The sequence below is a fragment of the Actinomadura sp. NPDC023710 genome, assembly GCF_040639875.1.
Taxonomy (GTDB): Bacteria; Actinomycetota; Actinomycetes; order Streptosporangiales; family Streptosporangiaceae; genus Spirillospora; species Spirillospora citrea.
The window spans coordinates 18,736-44,035 of sequence record NZ_JBFAGB010000001.1; the positions used below are offsets into that span (position 1 = coordinate 18,736).

Genomic DNA, 25,300 nt, shown 5'->3' on the forward strand with positions numbered 1-25,300 from the left:
GTTGACCGAGTCCGCATCCACCGCTTCGAAACGGGCGAGGACCCTTCTACGTGCGTCCGGGTCTAGAGCGCATTGGGCCCACCAGCGCCCCTTGTTGGAGTGAAGGAATCTCCAATTTGGAAATTCCTTCTCCAGTTGAGCCTTGGTTCGCCGGGCGTCAGCGGCAGCATCGCAACTTGTGTTCATGATGGGATTCCCTGATGGATAGGGATGGGCAGCGGCGGCGGGCATCCAGTGTGGGGAGGCTTGCCCGCAGCCGCCGTCACCGCATTACTTCAACCTGGCGATCAAGCTCCTCCAGTCTCCCCGGGAGAGACGGATCACGGGCCCTTCCGGGATCTTGGAGTCGCGGACCGCGCGCTCGTCTTCGCCGACCGCGGCGACCTCGACGCAGACATGCTTATCGCCTGCGTCCGCTCCGGACGAGTAGCTGCTCTTGCGCCAAATCGCGCCGGGGAAGCCCGGGTGCGGGGCCTGGGGAGTTTTCACCGTTTCCTTTCTTTCTCTGCTTTCTTCATTCGTGAGAGGCGGTCTTGGCCACCGTCGGTGAGCGGAGAGTTCCGTTCACCGAAGATTATTAGTGCCGTCTGGGGCGGCGGACGGGAGGCCATTGCTGCGCCAGCCGGTTGTGCATGTGGCGTGGGTGGGTTCTTGCGTTTAGGCGGCGGCCTCCTTGGTGGCGGTCGGCGGCTGCAGGGCCGTCAGGGGCGCGAACCGCACCGACCACGGGGGGCCGTGGTCGATGCCCAGGGCTCCCTCGGCGAGGCGGTGAATTTGGACATCGCCGGTGCCGGCGGGTGCATCGAGATGGAAGGCGTCCCGCAGTAGGCGTTCGATGGGGCGGTCGCGGCGGAGCCCGGCCGCCGCGTGGATCTTCATCACTGCCAGGGCCGAGTTCCACAACGCCTCGACGCCGTACTGCTTGGCGTTCATCAACTCCTCGTCGCAGGGCTGGCCGTGGTCGAGCATGTGGGCGGCCTGGTAGGCCAGTGCGCGGGCGGTCATCAGCCGCTGTTTGATCTGTCCGATCCGCTGGCGATTTACGGGGAGTTCGGCCAGCGGTGCGCCGCGGCGATGGCGGCGCGGGTCGGTGGTGAAGGCGATGGTCTCGTTGAGGAGGGCCTGGTGGATGCCAAGCGCGACGGCGGTGAGGTTGGGGCGGCCGTACAGGACCGAGGAACTGTAGGCGACGTCGAGGCCTTCGCCTAGGCCGCCGATCATGTTCGCGGCCGGGACCCGGACGTTGTGCAGGACCAGGTCGCCGAAGGAGAAGCCGTGCAGCCCCAGCGGCGGGGCGTAGGGGAGGAGGGTCAGGCCTGGCCGGTCGTGTTCCACCAGGAACGCCGACAGGCACTTGGATCGGCGGGTGTCATCGCCGCCGGTGCGGACGACGACACCGTGCACATGCCCCACGTGCGAGTTGCCGACGTAGAGCTTGCGGCCGTTCAGCACCCACTCGCCGCCCTCGCGGCGCGCGCTGGTGTGCATGTCCAGCACGTTCCCGCCCGACTCTTGTTCGGTCACCGCGATCGTCGGCAAGCACTCGCCTGCGGCGATCGGCGGCAGCCACCGCTGTTTTTGCCGCTCTGTACCGAAATGGATGATCTGGGCGGCGCCGAGCTGGGACGCCTGGACCATAGCTCCCATCGCCCCCGACACTCGGGCCAGTTCCTCGATCACGATGGTCTTGGCGAGGTGTCCGGCGCCCCTGCCGCCGTATTCGCGGGCGATGGTCACTCCGATCCATCCCTGCTGGGCGATCAGGGCGGAGGTGTCGATGTCGACGGCTCGGGAGGACTCCATCCCGGGCACGCGTGGTGCGAGGTGGTTGTCGGCGAAGCCGCGCACCTGCTGACGGAGTCGTTGGTGGTCGTGAGTCTCGAACAACGCAGACGTCCCCTTTTCGTCGTGGAACTGCTGCCGGCGGACGAGTCGGCAGGCGTCCATCACCCTGATGTGGCCGCTAGTCGGTGACCGTGGCGTGCTTGCCGTGGAGGCGTTGTACGCTGGCCAGCTGGTCGCCGGGCGGGCCGAGGTGGTTGCGTGCGCCGCGCTGATCGATGAGGTTCATGAACTGTTCCGCGTAATCCTTGATGAGTGCGCGGGAGGGCTCCCCCGTGACGAGCGGCAGTTCGATGGTGCCGACGACGCAGATGGTCCCCAGAACAACGCCGGTGGGCCGGTGGATGAGCGGGGCACCGGCGTAGGTGCGGATCCCGATTTGATCGACTACCGCGTTGGCGGCGAAGCGGGGGTGGGCGTAGACGTCGGGCAAGACCAGGGCGGTGCGGCGTTGAACCACTTCGGGGCAGAAGCCATGGTCGCGGGACATGGTCCGCCCGACCGGAGGTTTGCCCTCGGGGCAGTGCAGGCCGATGAACTGCTGCTCGCTGGTGACCAGGTTGACCATGGCGTAGGGGACCTCGGCCCCCCCGCCCAGATGGGCGGCGAACTCGGTGGCCAGGGCGGCGGCGCAGGCGTCGAACTGCTCGGTAGGTTCACCGAGGCCCAGGTCGATCAGCAGCCGAAGCCGCTGTTGGACCTCGGCGTCGAGGTCGGGTTTGGCGGGCATGTCGAACACGGGTGGGCTCCCAGGAGAAGCGGTGGTCAAGGGCGGGCGGCCAAGGCATGGCGGACCAAGGTGATCAGCACGGCGATGACCGACCTGGGATCGCGGGCGTCGCAGACGACCACCGGAACCTCGGCGTCCAGGTCGAGTGACCCTCGGATCTCGTCGGCGGGATAGTGGTGGAGGGCGCCATCGAACTGGTTGACCGCCACGACGAACGCGAGACCTCGCTGCTCGAAGAAGTCCAGCGCGGGGAAGGCGTCGGCCAGGCGGCGGGTGTCGGCCAGCACCACGCCGCCGACCGCGTTGTGAGCCAGTTCGTCCCAGATGAAGTCGAACCGGTTCTGGCCGGGGGTGCCGAACAGGAACAGCGTCATCGGCAGCGGCTTGGTGAGCGTGCGGCGACCGAAGTCCAACGTCACCGTGGTAGTGGTCTTGTCGTCGACCCCGGCCAGCGAGTCGAAACGGGTGCTGGCTTCGGTCAGGCATTCCTCGGTGGTCAGCGGCTTGATCTCGCTGATCGCGCCGACCATGGTCGTCTTGCCGGTGCCGAACCCGCCGGCAATGAGGATCTTCAGTGCACGTCGGCGGGCCGCGTGAGCCAGCTCAAGCGACGGCGAATTCATGAGCTTCCAGCCCTTCCAGCAGTGCCTGCAGCAGATGTGTGCTCGGTCGGCCGGCCTGGGAGTCGGTCGGTACGGCGGGCGACGCGATGCCCAGCGCGCCGGCCTCGATCAGGTCGCACAGGAGTGTCTTTGTGACCAGGACGGGCTGGCGGATGGTGGCGGCGATCTCGGCGACCGAGCAGCCGCCCGCCCGGCAGAGCCCAATGGCGTGCGCGGCCTCGGGCGCCAGGGCCTCTGTGGCGGTACCGGCAGCGGAAATGGCGGTGGCGGCGGCAGTGTTGGTGGTGGCAGTCAGCACCGTGTCCAGCCGGATTTCATACCTGGGGTGGGCGTGGCCGTCGGTCACCACCACATACGGCCGGAGCTGCTGAACATCCTGATCGACCCACGGGGCGCTGGTGGGCGGACGAGCCCGGTCGCGGCGTTGGGCGCCGTGGTGGTGTTCACTGCTCATCGCCGGCCCCTTTGTCTTGCTGCCCTGCCCCGTCCCTGAAGACGTGCGTGGTGGAGACTCTCCAAGGGGCGGTTTCTGTGTTGGCCGCGCTGGACGTGCTGGTACGGATCGCGATGACCATGTGCCGGGCGACGCTCTCGATCAGTGTGCTCATCCCGTTCGCGATCAGCCGGGTCTGCGCGTCGGGGCCGGCCAGCACGCCCAGGACGCATCCGACCGCAGCGTCGCCCGCCTGTGGGGCCAGTGGATCCCGGGTGGTGTTGGAAGCACTCTCCGCTGCGATGTCGTGCGGCTGGTCAGGGGTTCTCATCACGATGGTGTATCCGGCGTCGTGCTCGACGATGATCTGCTGGACGGCGCCGAGGCAGGGAGAAACGATCTTTCCGGCGGCGCCTGCGATCGAGAACGTTGACGCCGTCGCCGCAGCGGCATGGTCGGCTTCGTCGGTGGTCAGGCCGGAGGCAGCGAGCACCAGCCCGTCCCGGCCCACCAGGAATGCGGCCCGGATGCCGGGCACCTCGGCGCGGAAGTTGTCTAGCAGCCACCCCAGGCCCTCGCTGGAGCCGCCGCTCTGCGCGCCGGCGGGACGGGCGAAGGCGGGGGAAGGCGAGACGGTTGGGTTCAGGGGGATCGTCATCGACAAACTCCTGGTAGAGGTCGGCGGAGGCGGGCTGGGATCGGCCGGGGACCGATGGCGGTCGCGCGAGTCATTGCGGCGAGTGCCCTGCGGCTGGGTCGGTCGGCGGATCGGCGTGCTGCGGGCTCGGGGGCGTGGAGCGCCCGGGTTCCTGCTTGCCCTGGTCGCCGGCTTGATAGTGCGGGCGGGCCGCGCCAGCGAAGTCGGTCAGCAGCCCGGTGGCCGGGCCCCGCTTGGGTGGGCTGTCCCGCTCTCGGCTCGGCCCAGTCGCCCGCGTCGTGAGATGCCCGGCTGCGGCATCGGCTGCTGGTTCCTCGAGACGGGCCTTGCGATGACGTCGGGGAAGGGCGGGCCGGGCCTGGACATCGCCGGCTCCGCCCAGCGCCGTGTTGCCGGTGGTGCTCAAAGGTGCGGTCGGCGAGGAAATTGCGGCTTCAAGCTGGGCCGGTGGCGCCGGTGACGGCGGCGCGAGGGGCGGCAGGGCGGCGGCGTGGTCGAGGTGCGTCCCGGTGCTGGTGGTTCTGGCTAGGGTTGGCCGCCCAGGGGTGGGTTGGGGTGTCATGAGCAGGGCGGCCGGGAGGGTGACCAACGCCCGGGTCCCTTTCGGGTCGGCCGGGTGGAGCTCCACTCGCACGCCATGGGTTTGCGCGAGAACCGACACGATCAGCAGCCCGATGCGCCCCGCGATGATCTGATCGCGGAGGCTGACGGTGTCGGGATCGGCTAGCAGCCGGTTGAGCGTCGCGAAGGTGTTGGGCAGCATCGACAGTCCCCGGTCAGTGATCTCGATGCTCATCCCGGACGGCGCCGGGGCCACGGTCATCTGCACCTGGGTGTCTGGCGGGGAGAACTTGGTGGCGTTCTCCACCAGCTCCGCCAGCAGCAGCGCGATCTCCGGCCCGGCGGATCCGGGCAGGACCGCCTCCATGTGTGGGGGCGGTACCTGGACCCGTGCCCTGCGGTAGTGCTCGATCTGTGCGACGGCCTGACGCATCACCGTCGCCAAGCTCAGTGGTTCCTTCACCTGCCGGGCTGTCTCACCGCCCAGCGGTGCTTGCCGCTCCAGTCCCCGTAGCACTCGCGTCGTCAGGTGGTCGATCTTGAGTAGTTCGTGGAACAGAAGCGTGTCCTCCACCTCACGCTCCACTGAGTCCAGCAACTCCAGAATGCGGTGGACCAGCACGTGCAGCGGCTGGCCCAAACGAATGATGAGCTGCCGTACGAACTCTGCGTCACTCCTGCCCGACTCGGTGCCGAGGTGCGCCGACCGGGCACGGTGGCGCACGTCGAGGTCGATCGCCCCAGCGACGGCATCAGCAGCTTCCTGCGGCTTGGTGGCCGGGCAGAACGCCTGGAACCAGCGCGCTCCGATCCATTGACGCTCCGGGAAAAGCCGCTGCCAGTGCCAGAGCAAACCGTCGGTCCCGGCAGGTCCTGGTAGCAGCAGCACCAGCCGGCCGACATAGGGGTGAAGGTCCACCCGCTGCGCCGACACCGCCATGGCCCCCACCGGGCTGCCCACATTGGGCGCTGCCGACGCGCGAAGGCCGCGCTCAGCCAGGCATCTGACCAGTTCGTGCGCGTGTTCGCGGGCCTGCGCGGGTGAGTGGTGGCGCCCGGAGGGGACGGGTGCGGCCAGGTGAGGGTTCGTCATCACATCGCTCCGAAACTCACACCGATACCGATCCGGCCAGGCAGGTTCGGGGTGCACACCCAGAAGTTTCGGATGCGCCTGTCGCACCAGGCCACAAGGCCCTTGGGGGAGTGGACGGTGATCCCCCGCACCGCGTCCGGGTTCTCTAGCCATGAGGGCGCGCTGATCGAAGAGTTCTGATTGCCCGGCTGGTCCTGTCCTACGCGGTTCACTGCCAGGACTCCTACTCCTGGTAAGCCCCGGAGTTCCCTCCTGTCCTTACAGGGGAGCCGGGACCGATCTGTTTCTGACGTGTCGCCCAAGTTTTTCCCGGTCGACCGTTACTGTGGAACCGTTGGGGTGTTGGGGAGGTGTTGGGTCAACACCTAAGCGATGCTCCGCAGCGAGGAGAATGTTCAAGGAGCGGCGATGACCTCAACGACCTTCGGCGATCGGCTGCGCCAGGTCCTGCACGAGCGTGGGATGTCCCAGAACGCGCTGGCCAGGGAAGCCAACTACGGACCCAGCTACCTGTCGAAAGTCGTCAACGGCCATTCGTCGCTTACGCTGGAGATGGCACAGAAGATCGATGCCGTACTCCATACAGGCGGTGAATTCGCCGACGCCTACTGCCGCCCCGCTCCGATCGACCTCACCGACCCCTCAAGGGGTGAGGAGCATGAGGACGCTGAGGAAATGGAACGACGCCGACTTTTCCAAGCGCTGACCGTGCTGGGCATCGCCATGACGCCGGCTGCTGGCGCACTCGAACACATACGTGACGCGGCGGACCGCACGCTTGGCCGCGACGACTCAGTCCACGTCGAGAACTGGGAGAACACCCTTATCGAGTACGGTTACGCCTACATGGAGCACTCGCCAGCCCGCCTGCTACGCGACCTTGCGCTGGATCTGGTGCTCGTGCAGCAGGCCACGCGGGCAGCCCGCTCCAACGACCGTAGCTACCATGCCTGGTGCCGGATCACCGGCGGCCTGGCCGTGCTCATCGCCAAAACGCTGTGCAACCTCGGTGAACACCGTCAGGCCCGCGGCTGGTGGAACACCGCTACTCGCGCCACCGCATGTGCCGGTGACCTTGACCTCGAACTGTGGGTGCGTGGCGAGCAACTTATCCACGGCCTCTACCAGGGCCGCCCCACTCAGATCCTGCTGCGCGAGGCCGACCTGGTCCGCCGAGTGGCCAGCACGCACCGTCCAAGTCGCGGTATGGCCAAGGTCCACACCGCCAGCGCCCAACTCCACGCGCTCAGCGGCGATGCCGACAGCGCCAACAGCGAACTGGCTGCGTGCCGCGCCGTCTATGAAAAGCTCCCAGCGTCCGTCACCGAGGACGTGTCCTCGGTCAACGGCTGGGCCAGGGACCGCCTGACCTATACCGAAACCTGGGTGCACGCCTATCTCGGCGCCGCCGCAGAGATGGAACGCGCCGCCGCTCAGACCCTGAACCTACTGCCGCCCGGACCCATGAGCGTCCGTGCGAACACCCAGATCGCTCTCATGCGGGGGGTCGGCCACGTCCGTGCCGGCGACGTCGGCACGGGCCTCGCGCTGGCCGAACGCGCCTACGCTGGCCACCCCGCCGACCAGCGCACCACGCTGATCACCGCGCTCGCCGCGCAGGTCCTGACTGATGTCCCTACCCGGGAAGCGCACCGTCCGGCCGTGGACGCCTACCGGGAACTCCTCCGGCCGCCCGAGCTGCGCGCGCTCACCTGAGCTCCAGCAGGTACAGGTCGAACTCGGTCTGCGTCTCGCCCGGCGAGCCGGGCACCCGGCCGACCTTCCGCCATCCCCACCGCTCGTATATCTGCTGCACATCCCGCTCGGCAGGGTTGGTCGCCAACGTTGCCCGTTGCTCGGCCCGCCCTTCGAGCAGGTCACTTACGAGCCGCCGACCGAGCCCGCGGCCCCGCGCGTCAGGGAGAACTGCCAGGTCGATGAGCGCGAAGGTCCGCTGCCCGTCCTCGGCGGTGAACGCCGCGTCGGATGACGCCGGGTCGAGCCCAGACCACCACCCGCCGCTGCGGAGCGGCAGCCCGTAGGCGAAGCCCACCAACCGTCCGTCCTCCTCGGCCAAGAGCGCCTCGAACCCAGCCACGGCCGCCTGGCGAGCCGTCCGATCGCGATGGTCGCCAAGGTCATAGCCGGGGAACGCCACCGCGTACACTTCCTGGATCTCTCGCAGCCGGGCCATGGTCTGCTCACCGTCAAGACGGATGATCCTCAACACCATGCAGGAAGGGTACGTCCCTTCGAGGAGTCGCCCACCTCTCGCTCGCCGCATGATGACGGTGGAACAGGCCTTGCACAGCGGGGGATCCCCGAAGGAACAGGTGGCGCCAAACTGACGGCGTACCAAGCGGCGGCCAGCGAGGAGGTGCGCCAGATACTCTTCCTGGTCGTCGGGGCGCAGCATCGGCTGGCGGCGATCGTCGAAGGGCATCTCCCGGACGGTGGCGGCCAGCTCCGTCACCAGGTGCCGGCCGGTCTCGGCGATGGCATCGCACGGCTGGCGCGGGTGCTTGCGGCAGCGGCTGCGTATCCGTCCACGCCGAGCAGGGGGCGGCATCGACGGGGACGTTGCTGGTGAAAGCCTGTCTCAGTCGCAGGTCCCGCACCGCTGCCGCCGCCTACATCACCCACTGCGTAGCACCGCTGCTGCGAGGCACCACCGGCCGCACCCGCCCCGCCATGTTCACCGCCGCCGCCGACCTATTGACCGGACTACCGGGGTGGGGGCCGCGTGTTGTCAGCGTGTTGAGCTGGGGTTCCTCGGTACAACCGGCTGGTGACCAGTCTCGATCCTCCAGAGCGTGACCTGCGGAGCATCCGGCTGCCGATGCTCGGGAAGGTCGTGCCGTCGGATGGTGTGGTGCCGTGGGTGGTTCTCGACGCGGCGGGTGGGCCGGTGGCAGCCGATCATGCGCTACCTGCGCGATTTCGTAGCGCGTGGAAACCGGCCGGGGAGCGTCCGCAGCTATGCCTATGACCTGCGTCGTTGGTGGCGTTTCCTGGTGGCGGTCGAGGTCGAGGTCGAGTGGGACAAGGCGACCTCGCGAGAGGTCTGCGACTTCGTGCTGTGGATCCAGAGCAGCAGCAAGCCGCGGCGGTTCGCTCGCACGGCTTCAGCACGGACCGTGGGAAAGACCAACGCAGTAACACGGAAGCGGCATCTGTCTGATCGGTACGAGCCCACCACGGTCAGGCACAGCAACTCGGTGCTGCGCTCGTTCTATGAGTTCTGGATCGAGACGGGCGAGGGCCCGCTGGTCAATCCGGTGCCGCGAGACCGCGAGGGGCGCCGCCCGAACGCCCACCACAATCCGCTTGAGCCCTACCGCGCCGAGCGACGGCTGCGCTACAACCCCAAGCTCCCCAAGCGCAAGCCGCGTTCGATGCCCGACGAGCGGTGGCGGGACTTGTTCGGCTCGATGCGTTCCAACCGCGACCGCGCCATCCTCGCCTTGGCGATCAGCACCGCGGCGAGGGCGAATGAGCTGCTGGGCATGGCCGGCGCGGATGTGGACTGGGGTAATCAGCTCATCCGGGTCCGGCGCAAGGGCAGCGATGCCGAGCAGTGGCTGCCGGCCAGTCCGGAAGCGTTCATCTGGCTACGCCTCTACTGGAACGACATCGGCGAGATTGGGCCTAACGCCCCGCTCTGGGTGACGTTGCGGCGACGGCGCCGTGGCCCGGACTCGGAGTTGGAGCGACGGCCTCTGAACTACGAGGCGTTGCGGGCGGTGCTGCGCCGCGCCAACGAGCGACTCGGCTCGAACTGGACGATGCACGACGCCAGGCACACCTGCGCGATCCGCATGATCCGCGACGAGCGCCTTTCGCTCCGCGACGTCCAGACGATCCTCGGTCACGCCCACCTGACCACGACCCAGATCTATCTCGAAGAGGACGAAGCCGAGGTGATCGCCCGGGTCCTGGAGCACCTGGCCGACGGCCGAGAGCGGGCGACCCAACAAATAACGCCCGCGCAGGGCTACCAGCAAGCAGATCTCGATGTCCTGTTCGGAGGAAGTCTCGGCCATGGCCATTGATCAACTTGAAGCCACAGAGACGGTTCAGGAAGGCGAGGCGGGATCTGCGGTTCCCGCGCTGCCCAGAGCGGAGAAGGGCTCGGACCACCTGCAAGCGAAGCGTCAACCACTGATCAACCCGAGCGCCGAGGAACTCCTCGTGATGGTGCAGCAAGTGGTCCCGATCGCCCTCTACAGGGATGGCGTCATCATCCTCGGCACCACGCGCGTGCTGGACTGGCTGCTGACGTTCCCCGGGAACACCTGGCAGGAACGGTGGGAGGCGAGCGGCGCCGACGCCGGAGCAGGCTGGATCCAGGACCTGGTTGACGCGGACCCGCGTCGCGCGAGCACCGCGCGCAACGACCTCACCTCAGCGATCTACCGGATTCTGCTCTGCCGGGTCGTCTATCCCAGCTACGACTTCCTCACCGAATACGTCGCGCGCACCCTGTTCGGCAAGGTGCAGGAGCGCGTGACTCCCGACCTGTTCACCCAGCTCAACAATGCGGCCACTGAACTCAAACTCCATCCCGGCCAGAGCATCGACGGGATGCGCGTCATCATCAAGATCGTCCTTCACGCCGGCAAGGGAGTCGACGAAATCACCGCGCACGACCTGCTCGACTACCGGGATTGGTGCAACGGGTGGAAGCACAAGAGCGAACGAGGCGTCTCCGCGGCCTGGGACATGCTGCGCAAGATCGGAGTCATTGAGGACGTCGATTTCCGTGTTGGTCTGCGGCGCGGACAGGAAACCAACCAGGAGATCATCGACCGCTACGGGATCAAAACCCCGGAGATCCGCACCCTGCTGACCCGTTACCTGGACGAGCGCAGGCCGGGGATGGACTACGTCTCGCTGCGCAGCATCGCCTTCATCCTCGCCGACCTGTTCTGGGCGACATCGAACGGCACCACCCCGAGCAGAAAGATCTCCAGCTCTCAAGAGAGATCGCCGAGGCCTGGCGCGAGCGCGTCCGGTCCAGGAAAGACAAACCCGGCGAGCTACGCAGGGACGTAACCTCGATCGTCTGCTCCGTCCGGGCGTTCTACCTCGACATCCAGGAGTGGGCGCAGGAGGACCCCTACTGGGCGGTCTGGGCCGCGCCAAGCCCGATCCGGCGCAGCGACACCATGGGCCAGGCCAAGCGCAAGAAGTTGGTGATGTCTCAGATCCACCAGCGTATTCGTGCTCGGCTGCCGCACCTGACGGTCCTGGTTGATACCGCCGAGGCCCACTTGGACCGTTGCACACGGTTCCTCGCCGCCGCGGAAGCCGTGCCGATCGACGACACCTTCAGCTTCGACGGTGTCACCTACCGCCGGGTCATCACCAACGCCGCCCGCAAGGACCCCGTCTATCACCGGATCCACAAGGCGCTGATCGAAAACCTCGAGACCGGCGAGCGGCTCGATGCCGAATTCGCGGAGGACGAGGCCTTCTGGGCCTGGGCAATAATCGAAACGCTCCGACACACCGGAATCCGGATCGAGGAGCTCTTGGAGATCACGCATCTGGCCCTGAGCTCCTACCGAATCCCCAAGACTGGTGAAGTCGTCCCGATGCTTCAGATCGTCCCCTCCAAGAGCAGCCAGGAACGACTTCTCCTGGTCGCACCGGAACTGGCCAACGTCCTAGCCCGAATCGTCAGCCGGCTGCGGGTCAAGAACCACGGCGCTATTCCGCCGATCGAGCGCTACGACAAGCACGAGCGGGTCACCAGCCCGCCGCTGCCCTATCTGTTCCAGCGCATGACCCGCGGATGGGTCAGCCAGAGCATCAGCAGCAGCACCGTCACCACCCTGCTCAACAAGGCCGTCGCGCTCGCTGGAATCGTTGATGCCACCGGGGAACCGCTTCGCTACACCGCTCACGACTTCCGGAGGCTGTTCACAACCGAAGCCGTGACCGGAGGCCTGCCTGTCCACATCGCCGCACGGATCCTCGGGCACGCGAACCTCGCTACGACCCAGCACTACCTGGCCGTCTTCCAAGACGACTTGATCACTGCCTATCGCAGCTTCCTGTCCCGGCGCCGCAGCCAGCGGCCCGAAGCTGAATACCGCGAACCGACCGCCGAGGAGTGGAAGGGTCTGTCCAGTTAACGGTGTAACTCGATCTTGCAGGGTCTAGTTGCGGGCGGCGGCCAGGCGGCCTTCGAAGGTGATCTCGAAGGCGTTGAGGGCGGCCTTCCAGCGGGAGATCCAGCGTTTGCGGCCGGTGCCTTTGGGGTCCAGGCTCATGACCGCGAGGTAGACGCATTTGAGTGCGGCCTGCTCGTTGGGGAAGTGGCCGCGGGCCTTGACCGCGCGGCGGATGCGGGCGTTCACCGACTCGATGGCGTTGGTGGAGCACACGACCTTGCGGATCTCGGGGTCGAACTGCAGGAACGGGACGAACTCGGCCCAGGCGTTCTCCCACAGCCTGACGATCGCCGGGTATTTCGCGCCCCAGGCCTCGGCGAACTCCAGCCACCGCTCCATCGCGGCCGATTCGGTGGGTGCGGTGTAGACCGGCTTGAGCGCACGCGCGATGGCGTCCCAGTCCTGGCGGGCGGCGTAGCGGAAGGAGTTGCGCAGCAGGTGCACGATGCAGGTCTGGACCAGGGCCTGCGGCCACACGTGCGCGACGGCGTCCGGGAGGCCGGTCAGGCCGTCGCAGACGACCATGCAGGCGTCGGCGACCCCGCGGTTCTTGAGTTCGGTGAGCACGTGCAGCCAGTACTTGGCGCCCTCACCACCACCGTCACCGGCCCACAGCCCCAGGATGTCGCGGGTGCCGTCGGCGGTGACGGCCAACGCGACGTAGATAGGACGGTTGGCGACCTGCCCGTCACGGATCTTCACCTGGATGGCGTCCAGGAAGATCACCGGATAGACCGGGTCCAGCGGCCGGTTCTGCCATTCGGTCATGCCGTCGATGACCTTGTCGGTGATGGTGGAGATGGTCTGCTTGGACACCGACGCGCCCTACACCTCGGCCAGGTGCGCCGAGATCTCTCCGTGGGTCAGGCCCTTGGCGCTCAGCGACAGCACCATCTCATCCACCCCGGTCAGCCGCCGCTGCCGCTTGCGGACGATCTTCGGCTCGAAGCTGGCGTCCCGGTCGCGGGGCACCTGGATCTCCACCGGCCCGACCTCGGTGGTCACCGTTTTGGAGCGGTGCCCGTTGCGGGAGTTGCCGCCGTCGGTGCCGGCCCGGTCGTGCCGGTCATAGCCCAGGTGGTCGGCGATCTCGCCTTCCAGCGCCGACTCCAGCACCTGCTTGGTCAGCTGGGCCAGCAGCCCGCCCTCACCGGTCAGATCCAGGCCCTGCTCGCGGGCCTGCGCGACCAGCTGCCCGACCAGGTCCTGGTCGACCCGGCCCGCGCCGTCGCTCTTGGAGGGCTTGTCGGACTTGGCCACCGCGCCGTCCGCCTTCACTTCAGTTGTCGTCATCAGGTGTCACTCCTTCATCAGGAGTTACACCGAAAACCGTACTGTGAGGATCTTGGGGTGCCGTCCCGGGCGCAGCCTGACCCGAAAACCGTTTGGCCTGCCTGTGTGTGCCTTCGGACTGATCTGTCGGCTGCCGCCTGGGCGGTGCTTGCTGCCGCCGGACCGATGAGACGTGTCCCGATAGGGGCCTTGCCGCATCGAGCATCATCACAGTACTGACCGCCTGATCGGCCCGGCGACGGCCAAGCCCGTTAGCGCCCGACCAGGGAGAAACCAACCGTGTCCGGCATCCCCCAGCCCGCTTCCGTCTGCTCCTCCGCCCATGGCCAGGAAGTGATCGTGGGAGTAGACACCCACAAGGACTTCCACGTCGCCGCCGCCATCACCACGCTGGGCGTCTTGCTGGGCAGCAAGACCTTCCCCACTACGCGGGCTGGTTACCAGGCATTGGTGGAGTGGGCTCATGGGTTCGGCTCGGTGCGTCGCGCAGGCGTGGAGTGCACCGGGTCCTATGGGGCCGCGCTCGCTCGCCACCTCGCCACGGTCCACATTGAGGTGTTCGAGGTCAATCAGCCCGACAAGGCCACCCGTCGCCGTCGGGGCAAGAACGACACCATCGACGCCGAGGCCGCCGCCCGGGCCGTGCTGGCCGGACGCGCCCAGGCCCTGCCCAAGACCGGCGACGGCCCGGTGGAGATGCTGCGCATGTTCAAACTGGCGAAGACCTCAGCGACCAAGGCCCGTTCCCAGGCCATCAACCAGCTCAAATCCATCCTGGTGGCGGCCGATCCGCAGCTGCGAGACCAGTTGCGAGGCCTCACCACCAACAAGCTCGTCAAGCACTGCGCTCAGCTGGCTGTGGCGCCGCCCGCCGACGGCGCCACAGCCGCCCGATACACACTGCATCTGCTCGCCCGCCGCGTTGAGCAGCTCACTCGAGAGATCGCCGACCTCCAAGCCCAGATCAGCGCCCTCCTCACCGACCACCATCCACAATTGCTCGCCGCCTATGGCGTCGGCCCCGACACAGCCGCAGCGCTGCTCATTGCTGCCGGCGACAACCCAGAACGGCTAGCCACAGAGGCCTCCTTCGCCGCGCTCTGCGGCACCAGCCCGATCGAGGCATCCTCGGGCAAGACACAACGCCATCGCCTCAACCGCGGCGGCGACCGCCAAGCCAACTGCGCCCTGCACACCATCGCCCTGTCCCGGATGCGCTGGGAACAGCGCACCCGCGACTACGTCGAACGGCGCACCGCCGAGGGCAAGACTCGACGTGAAGTCATCAGATGCCTCAAACGCTATGTCGCCCGGGAGATCTACCAACTCATCAACCGCTCACCAGGCACCACAGTGCCGATGACGGCTTGACATCCATAGGGGCATCAGTCCCGAGTGGAAGGAGTTCCAGGACCACTTCGAACTCCGCAAGGTCGCCCTTGGAACCTGCGGCCGCCCCTACGGGACACCTTGCCAGCACGAACACGCCTGCTTCTCTGAACCAGTGGTCCTTGCCTCGGCTGTGATGGGGTCGGACGGGCCAGGTGGTGTCAGAGAGTTCGTTCGGTTCGCTGGGACGCAGCAGGGTTGCGGCCGAGGGCGAGGGCGTTGTGCTGTCTAGCACCGTTGAATCGTGGCTCGGGGAATTGCTCACGCCGCGCCCGGTTGTAGAGGCTTCGGTGGATTTCCTCGATGGTGAGCAGGTCTCCTGCGTGTGGATCTCCTTTGGTCAGGAGATCGATGAGCGCGCTGGTGAACTCGGATCCTTCTGGCCCGTCAAAGGAGGCGTGTTGAGGGCCGGTGGAGGTCAACTGGTAGGAGACGGGAGCGTCGAATGCCGGATCAAGCGGGCCCATGGTGTCGAGCGCACGCCCTGAGTAACAGGCATCAACGATCACCAGTGATCTGCGGGCTCTGGCTTGGGAGAGCTGATCACGGATGTCTTCCCAGCTCAGATGGGTAAATGGAAGAGATAGGTCGCTGTCTGTAGTAGGGAATGTGAGGGTGCCGCGAGAGGTGACGTTCCCGTGTCCGGAGATATGGAGCAAGAGGGTGTCGGTGGCCCGGTCGGCGGCTTGATGCAACTGGGTGAGGACTTCGGTGCTCGATGGCGGGTTCAGGAGTTGAATCGTGTTACTTGCCGGAAAGCTGCCTTCGCGGTGGGGGTCAGTGAGCACTCGGCCCAAGCGTTTGAGGCCCGGTGCAACCCCATAAAGATCAGGTATTTCATCCGACCTGTAGTGCTCCATGCCAACGAGCAGGGCATGGGAGGTCGCTGGATCAGGGAGGATTTTCCTCCACTCCTCTGATCGCTCACGAGCGCTGATGACGGTCCGATCGCGGGTCGGCCGGGGGTGAACGACAACATCTCTGGCCGCCGTATAAGCGTCTCGGCCTGCCTGATAGATCTGCCCTTCCCCGGCTGCTCGCGCCTCTTGGCGGATGGCGGGGGTGTCGTCGTCCGAGCCGGGAGGCTCTGCCGTGCTCGTCGGCGGAGGGGATACGACTGCTTCTCGTGGACGAGGTGTCTGGCTGCCTGCTCCCCCGATGGGGGGCGGGTATGCGACGTAGCGTTGGGCCGCTCTCCACTTCTCCTCGAGCCAGGCGTAGAACTCCTCCTCGCGTGCGTTGTCGCCTTCGCCGTCGTCGCTGGTGAATCGTGGTCGGCGGCCTTGGCTGGCCAGCCAGCCGGCAACGTCGTAAAGGGTGTTGCCGTCGGCGGGGAGGCGGCCCGAGGTGAATAGCTGATGGATCTTGTGGCGGCTGCAGCCGACCGCTTCGGCGATCTCTCGGATGGGCGGGGCGCCGGCCAGAGCGTGGAGTTCATGAAGTGCCAGAAAGAGTTCCCGTAGTGGCCCGGGCTCGAGGTCCGGGAACTTCAGCTGAGCCATGGATGCCTCCGTCTGACCGCGTCATGCAGTGTCATTGTATGTCATCAAGCGTCATCGAAGCCCGTGGGAGGCAGGACCATGAGCGGAGGACATCAGGACGAAGTAGACGAAGGCGGCGGCTATGCCAGCTGCAACAACGATCAAGGTCTTGCTGGCGATCATCGTCATCCAGCTCGCGGTCATCGTTGCGATGACCGCAGGTACCACCGCCTGGCTCGCCGGGGCTGCTCTGGCGATGGCCATCGGCTCTGGGACGGCGGCCTTCTTTGCGACGATCGGGGCTGCTATCGGAGTGATCGCGTTCATCCGCAGCTGAGCCCATGCCCGGGGCCTGACGGCGCAGAGCATCGGCCTGGTTGATCGGGCGAGGTCATGGGTTCCTCGTGGGGAGAATGGCCGTCCGGTCGGCGATTTCCCGAAAGGAGGGGATGCCGAGGTTGATGGTGGCGGTCCGGGCGGCGCGTTCGGCGAGCTAGGCGAGCTTGTTCTCGGCGGCCGCGAGGCTGACACGCAGCCCTTCGGCTTCACCTCCCCAACCCTCACGTTCGGCCTCGGTGACGCGGGCGGTCAGATTAGCGCGGATCTCTTCCAAACGGGACCGCTGACCTGGGTCGATGCGAAGGAGGGGGCATCTGACACAGCTTTCTTTAAACCTGTTCTCGATCTTGATTGAACGCGGCAGCCCACCTTCGCGAGTTCATCGATCACCACGCGTGGTGGGAATGCCAAGGTCCACGGCCGTATGCTGCCTGTGGCCCCGACCGAGCTGGCGGAGCTTCTCCTCAGCGCCAGCCAGGCTGACCTTCAGGCCTTCGACCTCGCCGAGCCAGCCTTCGCGCTCGGCCTCGGCGATGCGGTCGTGCAGGTTGTCTCGGATCTCCTCGAGCCGCCCCCGCTGGGCGGGGTCAGGCCTCAGGAGTGAGCATCTGACACATGCGTGTTCGTGGACGCAGGGTGAGGCGAATGCGCGGCCGCAGGTGCCTATCGAGACTTTCCGCTTTTCGAAGTGGGCGAGGAAGGCGTCCCATTCTTCGTCGGTGGGAGTACGGTATTCCTCGCTGGGCCGGGTCGCGCGACGGCGGGCGATGAACGCCCGGTGGGCCTCGATCGCCTCGGTGGGGTAGACGGCCTTGTAGCCGATCGTGGTGTCGATGTTTTTGTGGCCGCAGATGACCTGGGCGATGTGGGGCGGCAGGCCACTGATGATGGCGTCGGTTACGAAGATCCTGCGGAAGTCATGCGGGGAGAACATGAGCGGGTCGCCGGCGGCGTCGGTCAGGCCGGTCGCAGCGAGCGCGTTGATGAGCAGTTTGCGGATCGCGCTGGGGGTGAACGCCCGGTTCTCGCTGCCGATGGGCCGCTGGAACAGCAGCGGCATGGGAGGGTTCCAGACTCGCTCGCGGACGTCGTAGGAGACGGTCAGCGGGACGCCGCCGCAGGGGCCGCGGAGTCGGCTGATGATCGCCGACAGGACGTCGGCCAGCTCGGGGCTGACCAGGAGAAGTCTCTCGGTATCGGACTTGCTCGGGACAATCTGCAGCAGCGGGACGAACTCGCCGGTCGAGGGCAGTTTGTACTCGGTGATGCCGTGGTGGGTGAGTTCCAGGAGCTCCTCGCAGCGAATCCCGGTGAGTCTCAGGACCTCGATCGTGGCGAACCCCCAGAAGGCTTCTTCTTCCTCATACGACAGGTTGCGGCGTTTGCCGGTGGCGGTGTCCTCGGCCCACACGTGCCTGCCGTTGGCCGTGGGGGCCACGGCTCGGCGCAGTGTCCCGCCGGTTTCTTCGATGATCTCGCCGGGCGGTGTTGTCATGGCGGCTTGGAGGTGGCGGGCGGTGGCGTTCCTGCGCTCGGCAGCGGTGTGGGTAAGGACGGGTAGGACGGGCAGCCGCTCGCGGGTCCGCTGGTCCATCCGGGCCTTGCGCCGCCTGCGTTCCTTGGCCCAGTTGATCTCCGCGTCGCTGACCGGGCTCGGTACCGCCCACTGCGCCCAGCGTTCCGGCTCCTCCATGGCCCACTGGGCGATGTCGAGATAGAGCGCCCGGACGCGTATCAGCTCGTCCTTAGCGTTGATCCGCGGCCGGGTGACGACGGTCTTGGTCCCGTCGGAGCCGGTGACGCTGCGCTTGATCGTCTGCAGGTCCTCCTTCCAGGCCCGGGCAACCTCCGGCGGCAGCCGTAGCGTCGCGATGCCTGGGGACAGGGCCTCGACCCTTGCCCAGAACAAACCCGCCAAGGACGCTGAGATGGTTTCTAAGCTGGCGTAGTCGAGTGCGGGCTGACGTTCCTTCAGGTAGTCCACGAGCAGGTCACGGACCGGTTTGCACTGCAGTCGATAGCGGTCGACCAGTTCCTCGATGGTCAGCTGTCCCTGGGCCATACCGAATGCGCGGATGGTGGCCGGGGCGTCAGCGGGGAAGATCCCGAGAGCATGCAGCCGAAGGTAGAAGTCGACCTTCTTCTGGCCGCCGCGGGAATGGACCAGGCGCTGGGTGTCGGCCATCTCCACGCAGTCTCCGACGGCAATGTCGCTGATGACGCCGCCCTTGCAGGCCAGGATGGTCGCGATCCTGGTGGCCGCGAGCCTGGCGTCCTTCAGAGCCGACGCCGGCCCGGCCGCGGCGAGCTCTCGCAGCCGGGCGAACCCGGCGGGGTCGCGTACTTCCGCCATGACCGGGGCCAGGTGCCTGTGGGCTCGGGTCACCATCCAGGCCATACCAGGGCGGATCACGTCCCCGCAGATCAGCATCAGCAGCCCCGACGACAGGTCGTTCTCGTCATAGGAGGCCGCGGTGCCGTTGTCGCGCAGCCAGCCCAGCGGGAGCGGCAGCCACGAGCTGCCCGGGTGCTCCTCAGCCCCGGAGGCTTCCCATCGCTGCTGCCAGGTGCCTCCGGGGAAAGAAGACAGCCAGCGCAGCAGCTTGGCCGTTCCCCGGCGCCGCCCTGCCCGGGTCGCCTTCACATCCGGGAGGAACGGCGGAGAGGTCAGCCGCGCCAGCACCTCGTCCTCGCCCTGGGCCGTTGCCGGCCACCATTCCTGGGCGGCCCGGGATGGGAACTGCCTGCGCAACTGGCTGTTTCGCGGCTGCGCCGGAGCCGCAGTGTCGGCCATTGCCTGCTTGCTTCGGATCGTGTGCTTCACGACAGCGGTCATGACGGCCGCCCGAACAGCACCGACAGTGACTGAGGGTCATTTCCCGGTGCTGGCTGCGGCGGTGCCTGCTGCGCGCGGAACTGGCGGGCATGGTGAGCGAGCACGCCCTCGATCACCTCGTCCCGGTTCGGAGCCAGGTAAATCTCCGTCGTGGTCAGGTGTGCGTGCCCCATCACCCATTGCACATCGGTCAGGCTGAGCTCGCCGTCACGGGCCATTCTGGACGCTGCCGAATGCCGCAGATCGTGCAGCGTCCAGTCCGCGCCGAGCGAAGCGTTGACTCGCTCGAACATCCGGTGCGCCCCGTGATAGCTCAACGGCCGGAAGGGCCGCCGCAGTGTCCACCAGGCCGGCTGCCGCCGTCCCCGGGGAACCTCCATCTTCAGCAGTTCCTGCTGGTAGAGCCGGTGCCACACGAACGCGTCCGCCGAAGCCGGGAGCTCCTGCACGGCCCGGGTGCCCTTGCGGACGACGCTGATCAACTGCTCGCCAGGGCGAAAGTCGCACTGTCGCATGCCCAGCAGCTCCGCGGCCCTGGCCCCGGTGGAGATCTAGAACGCGACCAAGGCCCGGTCCCGGTGCGAGCGCAGTGACGCGAACAGCTTGTTGAACCACTCGTCGGGGATCGCCCGCGGTATCCGCTTGGGCACCGTCGGCCGGTAACGCCCGGTCCGCTCGGGCCTCCACTCCTCCATCGGGTTGTGATGCGCGTTCGGGCGACCGCGACCGCGGCGGGAGGCATCCAGCGGAAACGGGTTCAGCACCGGGCCGGTGCCGCAGTCACGGTGGAAGTCGTAGAACCGGCGCAGCACCGTCTCGCTATGCGCCACCGTGGACGGCGCATACCCCTCGCCAGACGCCGGCTTGCCGGTCACCGGGTTCGGCGCTCCCGCCACCCGCGAGGACAGCCGGGCCGCCCGCGGCCGAGACGTCTGCAGCCGTTGCTTGGCCGTCAGCTGGATCCAGCAGCTGAAATCCCTCGCCTCAGCCCGCGACGCGCGATCCCACTCCACACCGACGGCATCCAAGAACCGCCACCACCTCAGCAGGTCAACCGAGTACGACCTCAGCGTCGATTCCGACCTCCCCGACGCAAGCAGATCCCGCAGGAAAACCGACACCGGTTCCACGAACCTCGCCGCCGGGACCCACGATGCGATACGGCTCACGGACATCGCCGGTCGCCACGAGACGACCCGCCCGCGACACCACGAGCCGCGACAGATCGCGTCCCTGTTCCCCATCCGATTCGATCACGCGGACAAATTAGCGCCAGTCTCCGAGACCCGCCATGAACTGCTGAAACATCGGAGTTGGTTCAGTTAACGGGGCATCCGCTGCCCCATGCTCTAAATCGACCCCCGCCAGATCGGCCGCCTTGCCGAGCTCGTCAAGAACCTCCAGGACCGGCTTGAAGAAGCCGAGATCCACGGCTGGGGTGGAGAGATCGAGGGCATCAAGGCCAGCCTGGAAGCCGGCCGAGCCAAGCTGTGCACGGCCCGCCGCACCGCCGCCAAGCCCCAGAAGGGCTTGACTAACCTCGGCATCCCAATAATCCGAACAGCTGAGAACTAGGGAGGCGGGACCATCAGTGACGTCGACGATTACTGTCCGGCAGCCCGGTCGGCCGGGCACGCACGCTCTCACCTGACTCGAGGGGATACTCGCGCCGAATGTCCTGCACCGACTGTTGGCGCCACCGCGGCGAGTCCTGGGGCACTTCCTCCACGGTCACCACCTCCTCGCCTGCGGCCTGCCGCCGCTGAGCCTGGAGTCTGGTGCGAAGAATGCGCGCTGCATCCCTGTTGTTATCGACATCCGCGAGTGCCCTCATCGTCGTGGCCACCGAGCTATGGAGCTCCATCAACGTCGCCACATCGTCGGACATCGGGACAAAGACCTTCGTCGCACCAGCCACAGGCTCGAACGACACGGAAGGCTTACCCGCCTCGTCAGTCCCGACCCAGACCGGAACTGGGTGCCCTCGTCTGCGCGGAGCAGGTCCTCCTTGCGCCGTGGCCGCCATGGCCTGAATCCTAACCAGCTCAAACGCGCTCGGGCAGGCCCAGGCACCATCCGGACAAATCCAAGATTTGTAGTCCGGAAAAGAACTGGCCTACCCGCCCGGCTGGATGGCCGCCGATGACATGCGCCACGGCCTGGCCCAGACCTGGTACGTGCAGGTCGTCCGGCTCGCGCAAGAAGCCGACGATCCCACCATGCGCTCCACCGCGCTGCGCTCCCTGACCGTCCAAGCCCTCGACCTCGGCCACAACAGCCACGGCCACGCGCTCGCCGAGGCCGCCGCCGAAGGCCTGCCGCCACTGCCCCCTGCGCAAGCGGGCATGGATCACCGGGATGCGGGCCGAGGCCCTGGCCGCCACCGGATACCAGCGAGCCGGCGCCCATCGCCTGCTCGCCGCGGCCGAAACCGACCTCGAACGCGCCGACTCCCTCCCCGAAGCCGACTGGACCGGCGGTTACCGGCGCCCCTCATATGAACACCAGATCGGACTCACCCTCACCCAGCTCGGCGACCACAAAGGCGCCGAAAACCACTAGGCCGCCTCCCTCAGCGGCCGTCGCCCCATCGAACGCCGCACCAATGCACTCATCACCACGCGTCTGGCACTCGCGCAAATCCACCAGCGGCGCCCCGAAGACGCCGCCCACACCGTGCTCGCCCTCGCCCCCGATCTGCCCGTCCTGACATCCGCGCGCCTGCACCAACAACTCACCCAAATCCGCCGAGCCTGGGCCCCACGATCCAGGCAAGGTCGTCGCGGACCTGGCGGTGATGCTGGCGCTGGGCGGGGACTGCCTGTCCGATATCGCGGTGCTGCGGGCCGAGCCGGAGCTGTTCGGGCCGGTGCCGTCGGATCCGACGCTGTCGCGGCTGGTCACCACCCTGGCACAGGCCGGCCCGCAGGCGTTGCGGGCGATCCGCAAGGCCCGCTCGTCGGCCCGCGCGCGGGCCTGGGAACTGGCCGGCGAGCACGCCCCCGGGACGGGCGGAGGCCTGATCCCGGTGGATCTGGATGCCACGATCGTGCTCGCGCACTCCGACAAGCAGGACGCGGCTCCGACGTGGAAGCGCACCTTCGGGTTTCATCCGATGACCGCGTTCATCGACCACGGTGCGGGCGGGACCGGTGAGGCCGCCGCGCTGGTGCTGCGGCCGGGCAACGCCGGGTCCGACACCGCCGCCGACCACATCACCGCAGGCCGCCTGGCACTCAACCAGATCCCGTCCCGCCTGCACAAACAGGTCCTCATCCGAACCGATTCAGGTGGCGGCACCCACGAGTTCCTGGACTGGGTCACCGCCCGCCGCGTCAAGTACTCGATCGGGTGGGGCCTCACCGACGACATCTGCGCCGCCATCCTCGCCCTGCCCGAACATGTGTGGCAGTGCGCCTACGATTCCGACCGACAGCCCCGCCCCGGCGCGTGGGTCGCCGAGCTGACCGGCATGCTCGACCTGACCAGCTGGCCGAAAGGGATGCGGGTCATCGTCCGCCGCGAACGCCCCCACCCCGGCGCGCAACTGCGGTTCACCGACATCGACGGGCACCGCTTCACGTGCATTGTCACCGGCACCCGGCCCGGCGGCAAGCACGGGCAGCTCGCCGACCTGGAACTGCGCCACCGCCGCCGCGCCCGCTGCGAGGACCGCATCCGCTGCGCCAAGGACACCGGCCCGCGCAACCTGCCCCTGCACAGCTCAGCGGCCAACCAGGTCTGGCTCGAACTCGTCGCGCTGGCCGCCGACCTGACCGCCTGGGCCCAGATGCTCGCCTTCGCTGATCACCCGGCCCGCCGCTGGGAACCCAAACGCCTGCGCCTGCGCGTCTTCTCGACCGCCGCACGCCTGGCCCGAGGAGGGAGACGGCTCCGGCTCCGGCTGGCCCGCCACTGGCCCTGGAGCGCCCTGATCGCCTCGGCGATCGGACGCCTGCAGATGCTCCCGGCGCCCTGACCAGCCCAAACCGTCCCATCAACACCAGGAAGGAGAACCCCCGGGCCCGTGGAACCCCGCCCACCCGACGCGACAGTCGGGCCCCACCGCTGACCCGCCGCCGAAAACCAAGAGCCGGTTGGGTCGCTCCGCGACCCAACCGACCTCACGAAAAATTGAGGATAGTGGCTGTCTCTGGCTCGTTGCTGGGCGCGTCTTCTCCATTCAGACCATTTCAGAGCGTGGTCGATGAAGTGTGTGGTGCGCATTACGACGCGGTTCCATAGGCGACGGATCTCGTTGATGCTCAGCGGGCGGATGCCTACCGGCGGGTATTCGACATCTCCCCTTTTTGACAGGCCCGCTGGAGCCTGAGCAGGAAGGCGGAAGCAGCCATGGACAAAGTGATGTGCCGATACCAGGCCTGGTAGCCGCGGACCTGATAGTGGTCGAGTCCTGTCTCATTCTTGGCCGCTTGAAAGCACTCCTCGATGGCCCACCTACTGCCCGCCACACGCACCAGTTCCTTGAGGGGAGTCTGCTCTGGGGCGAAGCAGATGTAGTAGGCGAGTTCATTCGGATCGCTGATGCTTCTGCGCGCGAGAAGCCAGTGGCCTGCTCCGGGTTCACGAAATGGCCTGATATCGACAGCAGCCCAGTCGTACAACCGTGGACCATGAGCTCCGTCTCCGCAGCTTAGCCGCTGCCACGCGTCCTGCTCCAGTTCGTCGATCAAGTGGTGGTCACGCTCCTGGGTCAGCTTCATCGAGATCACCATCTGCGTTTTGGGAACGGCGACCACGTGGGCGATGCCGCGTTCTTCCATCCACCGCCACAGCCGCCACACCTGCCCGTAAGCCTCGTCCGCGGTGACCCACCGGAAGGGGATCCCCGATGCGACCACCCGTTCGAGTAATGCCTTGCCCAGATCGGGCTTGGTGGCGAACTCCACTTCATCGCCGATACTCGCCTGGCGGCACCGTCCACGGTCTTCGGGTCCACGACTTCGGCAGATAAAGCTCACGATCGATTAGCGCCCGCCCTGCAGGACTTGCATAGGCACAGAAAACGCCAATCTGACAGTTTTCGATCCTGCCGGCGGTCCCTGAATACTGGCGGGCCACCCCGGCGGACCGCATGCCCTTCTTCAGGAACCCGGTGTCATCAAGAATCACCACACCCTGTTCAGGGTCCCCGATGGATTCAGCGACCATAGTACGAATGTCGTCCCGCAAACCATCCGTGTCCCAGGCGTAGAAGTTCAGTAGACGCTGAAGACGCTCAGGACCATTCTCGCCCGACATCTCAGCAAGGGTCCATCCGTTCTTCCTCTCCAACTCGCTCAGGAGTCCGCGCAGGTAGGAGGTCGCCTGGCGGCGTGACTCCACCCGGGGAAAACGATGAGCGAACATAGCCAGAAAGTCAGAGAATTCCCGCGACCAGGCTTCGACGTCGTTCGTGACCACCGTCACTGCTTACCGTACGCAGCGTCGTGATCACAACCTGTTGTTGCAGTACTAGGGATCCTTCTATGTTCGTCAAGCTGGGGTGGTGGCTGTGTCGATGGCGTTGAGGAGCCGGTAGATCTGGCGGGCTAGGTAGCGCTTCAGGCAGCGGCGGATCTCCTTGGTGGTGCGGCCTTGGGCCCGGCGTCGCTCGACGTAGGCGCGGGTTTGCGGGTCGTGGGTCATGCGGCTGAGGACGGCGATGTGCAGGGCTCGGTTCAGACGCCTGTCACCGCCGCGGTTGAGGCGGTGGCGGACGGTGTTTCCGGAGGACGCGGGGATGGTCCCACCACCGACCTGGCGGGCTTCACCGATCACGCCTTCTCGGTTCTGGCCACCCAGCGTCTCCTGGACGCCTGTATCCGGCACGACGTGCAGCG

At 67.0% G+C, this 25,300-nt stretch carries 21 protein-coding genes and 4 pseudogenes; 8 read left to right on the top strand and 17 right to left on the bottom strand.

Annotation, left to right across the window (positions count from 1 at the left end):
- Positions 1 to 270: 270 nt before the first annotated feature.
- The 7 genes from AB0H37_RS00110 to AB0H37_RS00140 all read right to left on the bottom strand — a co-directional run bounded on the left by AB0H37_RS00110 (position 271) and on the right by AB0H37_RS00140 (position 5,940).
- Entirely contained in the window at positions 271 to 489 is a 219-nt protein-coding gene (locus AB0H37_RS00110; RefSeq protein WP_360610176.1) for a DUF397 domain-containing protein, read from the bottom strand.
- Positions 490 to 657: 168 nt separating this feature from the next.
- The gene (locus tag AB0H37_RS00115; protein WP_360610178.1) at positions 658 to 1,887 is read right to left on the bottom strand and encodes an acyl-CoA dehydrogenase family protein; all 1,230 of its coding nucleotides are present in this window, start codon (positions 1,885 to 1,887) and stop codon (positions 658 to 660) included.
- 76 nt (positions 1,888 to 1,963) lie between these two features.
- Positions 1,964 to 2,572 carry a GAF domain-containing protein gene (locus AB0H37_RS00120; protein WP_360610720.1) on the bottom strand — a complete coding sequence of 203 codons (609 nt, stop codon included), beginning with the start codon at positions 2,570 to 2,572 and terminating at the stop codon, positions 1,964 to 1,966.
- Positions 2,573 to 2,607: 35 nt separating this feature from the next.
- Entirely contained in the window at positions 2,608 to 3,195 is a 588-nt protein-coding gene (locus AB0H37_RS00125; RefSeq protein ID WP_360610180.1) for an ATP/GTP-binding protein, read from the bottom strand.
- A complete protein-coding gene (locus tag AB0H37_RS00130) occupies positions 3,176 to 3,649 on the bottom strand; it encodes a DUF742 domain-containing protein (protein WP_360610182.1) in 474 nt (157 codons plus the stop codon). Before AB0H37_RS00130 ends, AB0H37_RS00125 begins: the two co-directional genes overlap by 20 nt.
- Positions 3,639 to 4,286 (bottom strand): roadblock/LC7 domain-containing protein, encoded by a 648-nt coding sequence (locus AB0H37_RS00135; protein WP_360610184.1) that lies wholly within the window; start codon positions 4,284 to 4,286, stop codon positions 3,639 to 3,641. The genes AB0H37_RS00130 and AB0H37_RS00135 overlap by 11 nt, the downstream gene beginning before the upstream one ends.
- A gap of 70 nt (positions 4,287 to 4,356) precedes the next feature.
- A complete protein-coding gene (locus AB0H37_RS00140; protein WP_360610187.1) occupies positions 4,357 to 5,940 on the bottom strand; it encodes an ATP-binding protein in 1,584 nt (527 codons plus the stop codon).
- Between the two features lie 408 nt (positions 5,941 to 6,348).
- Between AB0H37_RS00140 and AB0H37_RS00145 the strand changes: the two genes are divergently transcribed.
- The gene (locus AB0H37_RS00145) at positions 6,349 to 7,656 is read left to right on the top strand and encodes a helix-turn-helix transcriptional regulator (protein WP_360610189.1); all 1,308 of its coding nucleotides are present in this window, start codon (positions 6,349 to 6,351) and stop codon (positions 7,654 to 7,656) included.
- Here the strand turns inward: AB0H37_RS00145 and AB0H37_RS00150 are convergent.
- Positions 7,649 to 8,383, bottom strand: coding sequence for a GNAT family N-acetyltransferase (locus tag AB0H37_RS00150; RefSeq protein WP_360610191.1), 735 nt, complete (start codon positions 8,381 to 8,383; stop codon positions 7,649 to 7,651). The two genes, AB0H37_RS00145 and AB0H37_RS00150, sit on opposite strands and share 8 nt — an antisense overlap.
- A 478-nt stretch (positions 8,384 to 8,861) precedes the next feature.
- Here AB0H37_RS00150 and AB0H37_RS00155 point away from each other — a divergent pair, with 478 nt between their 5' ends.
- The 3 genes from AB0H37_RS00155 (at position 8,862) to AB0H37_RS00165 (ending at position 12,080) form a co-directional block, all read left to right on the top strand.
- On the top strand, positions 8,862 to 9,992 hold the full coding sequence (locus AB0H37_RS00155; RefSeq protein ID WP_360610193.1) for a tyrosine-type recombinase/integrase: 1,131 nt from the start codon (positions 8,862 to 8,864) through the stop codon (positions 9,990 to 9,992).
- Positions 9,982 to 10,995, top strand: coding sequence for a hypothetical protein (locus AB0H37_RS00160; protein ID WP_360610195.1), 1,014 nt, complete (start codon positions 9,982 to 9,984; stop codon positions 10,993 to 10,995). Before AB0H37_RS00155 ends, AB0H37_RS00160 begins: the two co-directional genes overlap by 11 nt.
- Positions 10,996 to 11,108: 113 nt before the next feature.
- Entirely contained in the window at positions 11,109 to 12,080 is a 972-nt protein-coding gene (locus AB0H37_RS00165; protein ID WP_360610197.1) for a site-specific integrase, read from the top strand.
- A gap of 24 nt (positions 12,081 to 12,104) precedes the next feature.
- Here AB0H37_RS00165 and AB0H37_RS00170 read toward each other — a convergent pair.
- Positions 12,105 to 13,322: pseudogene (locus AB0H37_RS00170) on the bottom strand (IS256 family transposase).
- Between the two features lie 378 nt (positions 13,323 to 13,700).
- Here AB0H37_RS00170 and AB0H37_RS00175 point away from each other — a divergent pair.
- Entirely contained in the window at positions 13,701 to 14,783 is a 1,083-nt protein-coding gene (locus AB0H37_RS00175; RefSeq protein WP_360610722.1) for an IS110 family transposase, read from the top strand.
- A 179-nt stretch (positions 14,784 to 14,962) separates the two neighbouring features.
- Here the strand turns inward: AB0H37_RS00175 and AB0H37_RS00180 are convergent, their stop codons facing one another.
- Positions 14,963 to 16,303: a caspase family protein gene (locus tag AB0H37_RS00180; protein ID WP_360610199.1), complete on the bottom strand. Its 1,341-nt coding sequence runs from the start codon at positions 16,301 to 16,303 to the stop codon at positions 14,963 to 14,965.
- A gap of 148 nt (positions 16,304 to 16,451) precedes the next feature.
- Here AB0H37_RS00180 and AB0H37_RS00185 point away from each other — a divergent pair, with 148 nt between their 5' ends.
- Entirely contained in the window at positions 16,452 to 16,619 is a 168-nt protein-coding gene (locus AB0H37_RS00185; RefSeq protein WP_360610201.1) for a hypothetical protein, read from the top strand.
- A 381-nt stretch (positions 16,620 to 17,000) separates the two neighbouring features.
- Here AB0H37_RS00185 and AB0H37_RS00190 read toward each other — a convergent pair whose 3' ends face one another.
- The 5 genes from AB0H37_RS00190 to AB0H37_RS00210 all read right to left on the bottom strand — a co-directional run bounded on the left by AB0H37_RS00190 (position 17,001) and on the right by AB0H37_RS00210 (position 21,730).
- Positions 17,001 to 19,457 carry a site-specific integrase gene (locus AB0H37_RS00190; protein WP_360610203.1) on the bottom strand — a complete coding sequence of 819 codons (2,457 nt, stop codon included), beginning with the start codon at positions 19,455 to 19,457 and terminating at the stop codon, positions 17,001 to 17,003.
- Positions 19,454 to 20,008: a site-specific integrase gene (locus AB0H37_RS00195; protein ID WP_360610724.1), complete on the bottom strand. Its 555-nt coding sequence runs from the start codon at positions 20,006 to 20,008 to the stop codon at positions 19,454 to 19,456. The genes AB0H37_RS00190 and AB0H37_RS00195 overlap by 4 nt, the downstream gene beginning before the upstream one ends.
- Positions 20,009 to 20,578 (bottom strand): site-specific integrase, encoded by a 570-nt coding sequence (locus tag AB0H37_RS00200; RefSeq protein ID WP_360610205.1) that lies wholly within the window; start codon positions 20,576 to 20,578, stop codon positions 20,009 to 20,011.
- A 145-nt stretch (positions 20,579 to 20,723) separates the two neighbouring features.
- On the bottom strand, positions 20,724 to 21,092 hold the full coding sequence (locus AB0H37_RS00205; RefSeq protein WP_360610207.1) for a hypothetical protein: 369 nt from the start codon (positions 21,090 to 21,092) through the stop codon (positions 20,724 to 20,726).
- Positions 21,093 to 21,502: 410 nt separating this feature from the next.
- A complete protein-coding gene (locus AB0H37_RS00210) occupies positions 21,503 to 21,730 on the bottom strand; it encodes a hypothetical protein (RefSeq protein ID WP_360610209.1) in 228 nt (75 codons plus the stop codon).
- Positions 21,731 to 21,815: 85 nt separating this feature from the next.
- Here AB0H37_RS00210 and AB0H37_RS00215 point away from each other — a divergent pair, with 85 nt between their 5' ends.
- Together AB0H37_RS00215 and AB0H37_RS00220 are read left to right on the top strand one after the other, a co-directional pair.
- Positions 21,816 to 22,019 (top strand): hypothetical protein, encoded by a 204-nt coding sequence (locus AB0H37_RS00215; protein ID WP_360610211.1) that lies wholly within the window; start codon positions 21,816 to 21,818, stop codon positions 22,017 to 22,019.
- Between the two features lie 199 nt (positions 22,020 to 22,218).
- Positions 22,219 to 23,436: pseudogene (locus AB0H37_RS00220) on the top strand (IS1380 family transposase); the annotation flags it as partial.
- Positions 23,437 to 23,737: 301 nt separating this feature from the next.
- Here AB0H37_RS00220 and AB0H37_RS00225 read toward each other — a convergent pair.
- Positions 23,738 to 24,827: pseudogene (locus AB0H37_RS00225) on the bottom strand (IS701 family transposase).
- A 126-nt stretch (positions 24,828 to 24,953) separates the two neighbouring features.
- A pseudogene (locus tag AB0H37_RS00230) lies at positions 24,954 to 25,202 on the bottom strand (transposase); the annotation flags it as partial.
- Positions 25,203 to 25,300: the final 98 nt, after the last annotated feature.

Bases quoted from the DNA above. Each gene is read 5' to 3' on its own strand.
- AB0H37_RS00180 (WP_360610199.1), bottom strand. From the start codon at position 16,303: ATGGCTCAGCTGAAGTTCCCGGACCTCGAGCCCGGGCCACTACGGGAA.
- AB0H37_RS00140 (WP_360610187.1), bottom strand. From the start codon at position 5,940: ATGACGAACCCTCACCTGGCCGCACCCGTCCCCTCCGGGCGCCACCAC.
- AB0H37_RS00135 (WP_360610184.1), bottom strand. From the start codon at position 4,286: ATGACGATCCCCCTGAACCCAACCGTCTCGCCTTCCCCCGCCTTCGCC.
- AB0H37_RS00125 (WP_360610180.1), bottom strand. From the start codon at position 3,195: ATGAATTCGCCGTCGCTTGAGCTGGCTCACGCGGCCCGCCGACGTGCA.
- AB0H37_RS00160 (WP_360610195.1), top strand. From the start codon at position 9,982: ATGGCCATTGATCAACTTGAAGCCACAGAGACGGTTCAGGAAGGCGAG.
- AB0H37_RS00215 (WP_360610211.1), top strand. From the start codon at position 21,816: ATGCGGGCCGAGGCCCTGGCCGCCACCGGATACCAGCGAGCCGGCGCC.
- AB0H37_RS00155 (WP_360610193.1), top strand. From the start codon at position 8,862: ATGCGCTACCTGCGCGATTTCGTAGCGCGTGGAAACCGGCCGGGGAGC.
- AB0H37_RS00120 (WP_360610720.1), bottom strand. From the start codon at position 2,572: ATGCCCGCCAAACCCGACCTCGACGCCGAGGTCCAACAGCGGCTTCGG.
- AB0H37_RS00165 (WP_360610197.1), top strand. From the start codon at position 11,109: ATGGGCCAGGCCAAGCGCAAGAAGTTGGTGATGTCTCAGATCCACCAG.
- AB0H37_RS00130 (WP_360610182.1), bottom strand. From the start codon at position 3,649: ATGAGCAGTGAACACCACCACGGCGCCCAACGCCGCGACCGGGCTCGT.
- AB0H37_RS00190 (WP_360610203.1), bottom strand. From the start codon at position 19,457: ATGACCGCTGTCGTGAAGCACACGATCCGAAGCAAGCAGGCAATGGCC.
- AB0H37_RS00145 (WP_360610189.1), top strand. From the start codon at position 6,349: ATGACCTCAACGACCTTCGGCGATCGGCTGCGCCAGGTCCTGCACGAG.
- AB0H37_RS00150 (WP_360610191.1), bottom strand. From the start codon at position 8,383: ATGCCCTTCGACGATCGCCGCCAGCCGATGCTGCGCCCCGACGACCAG.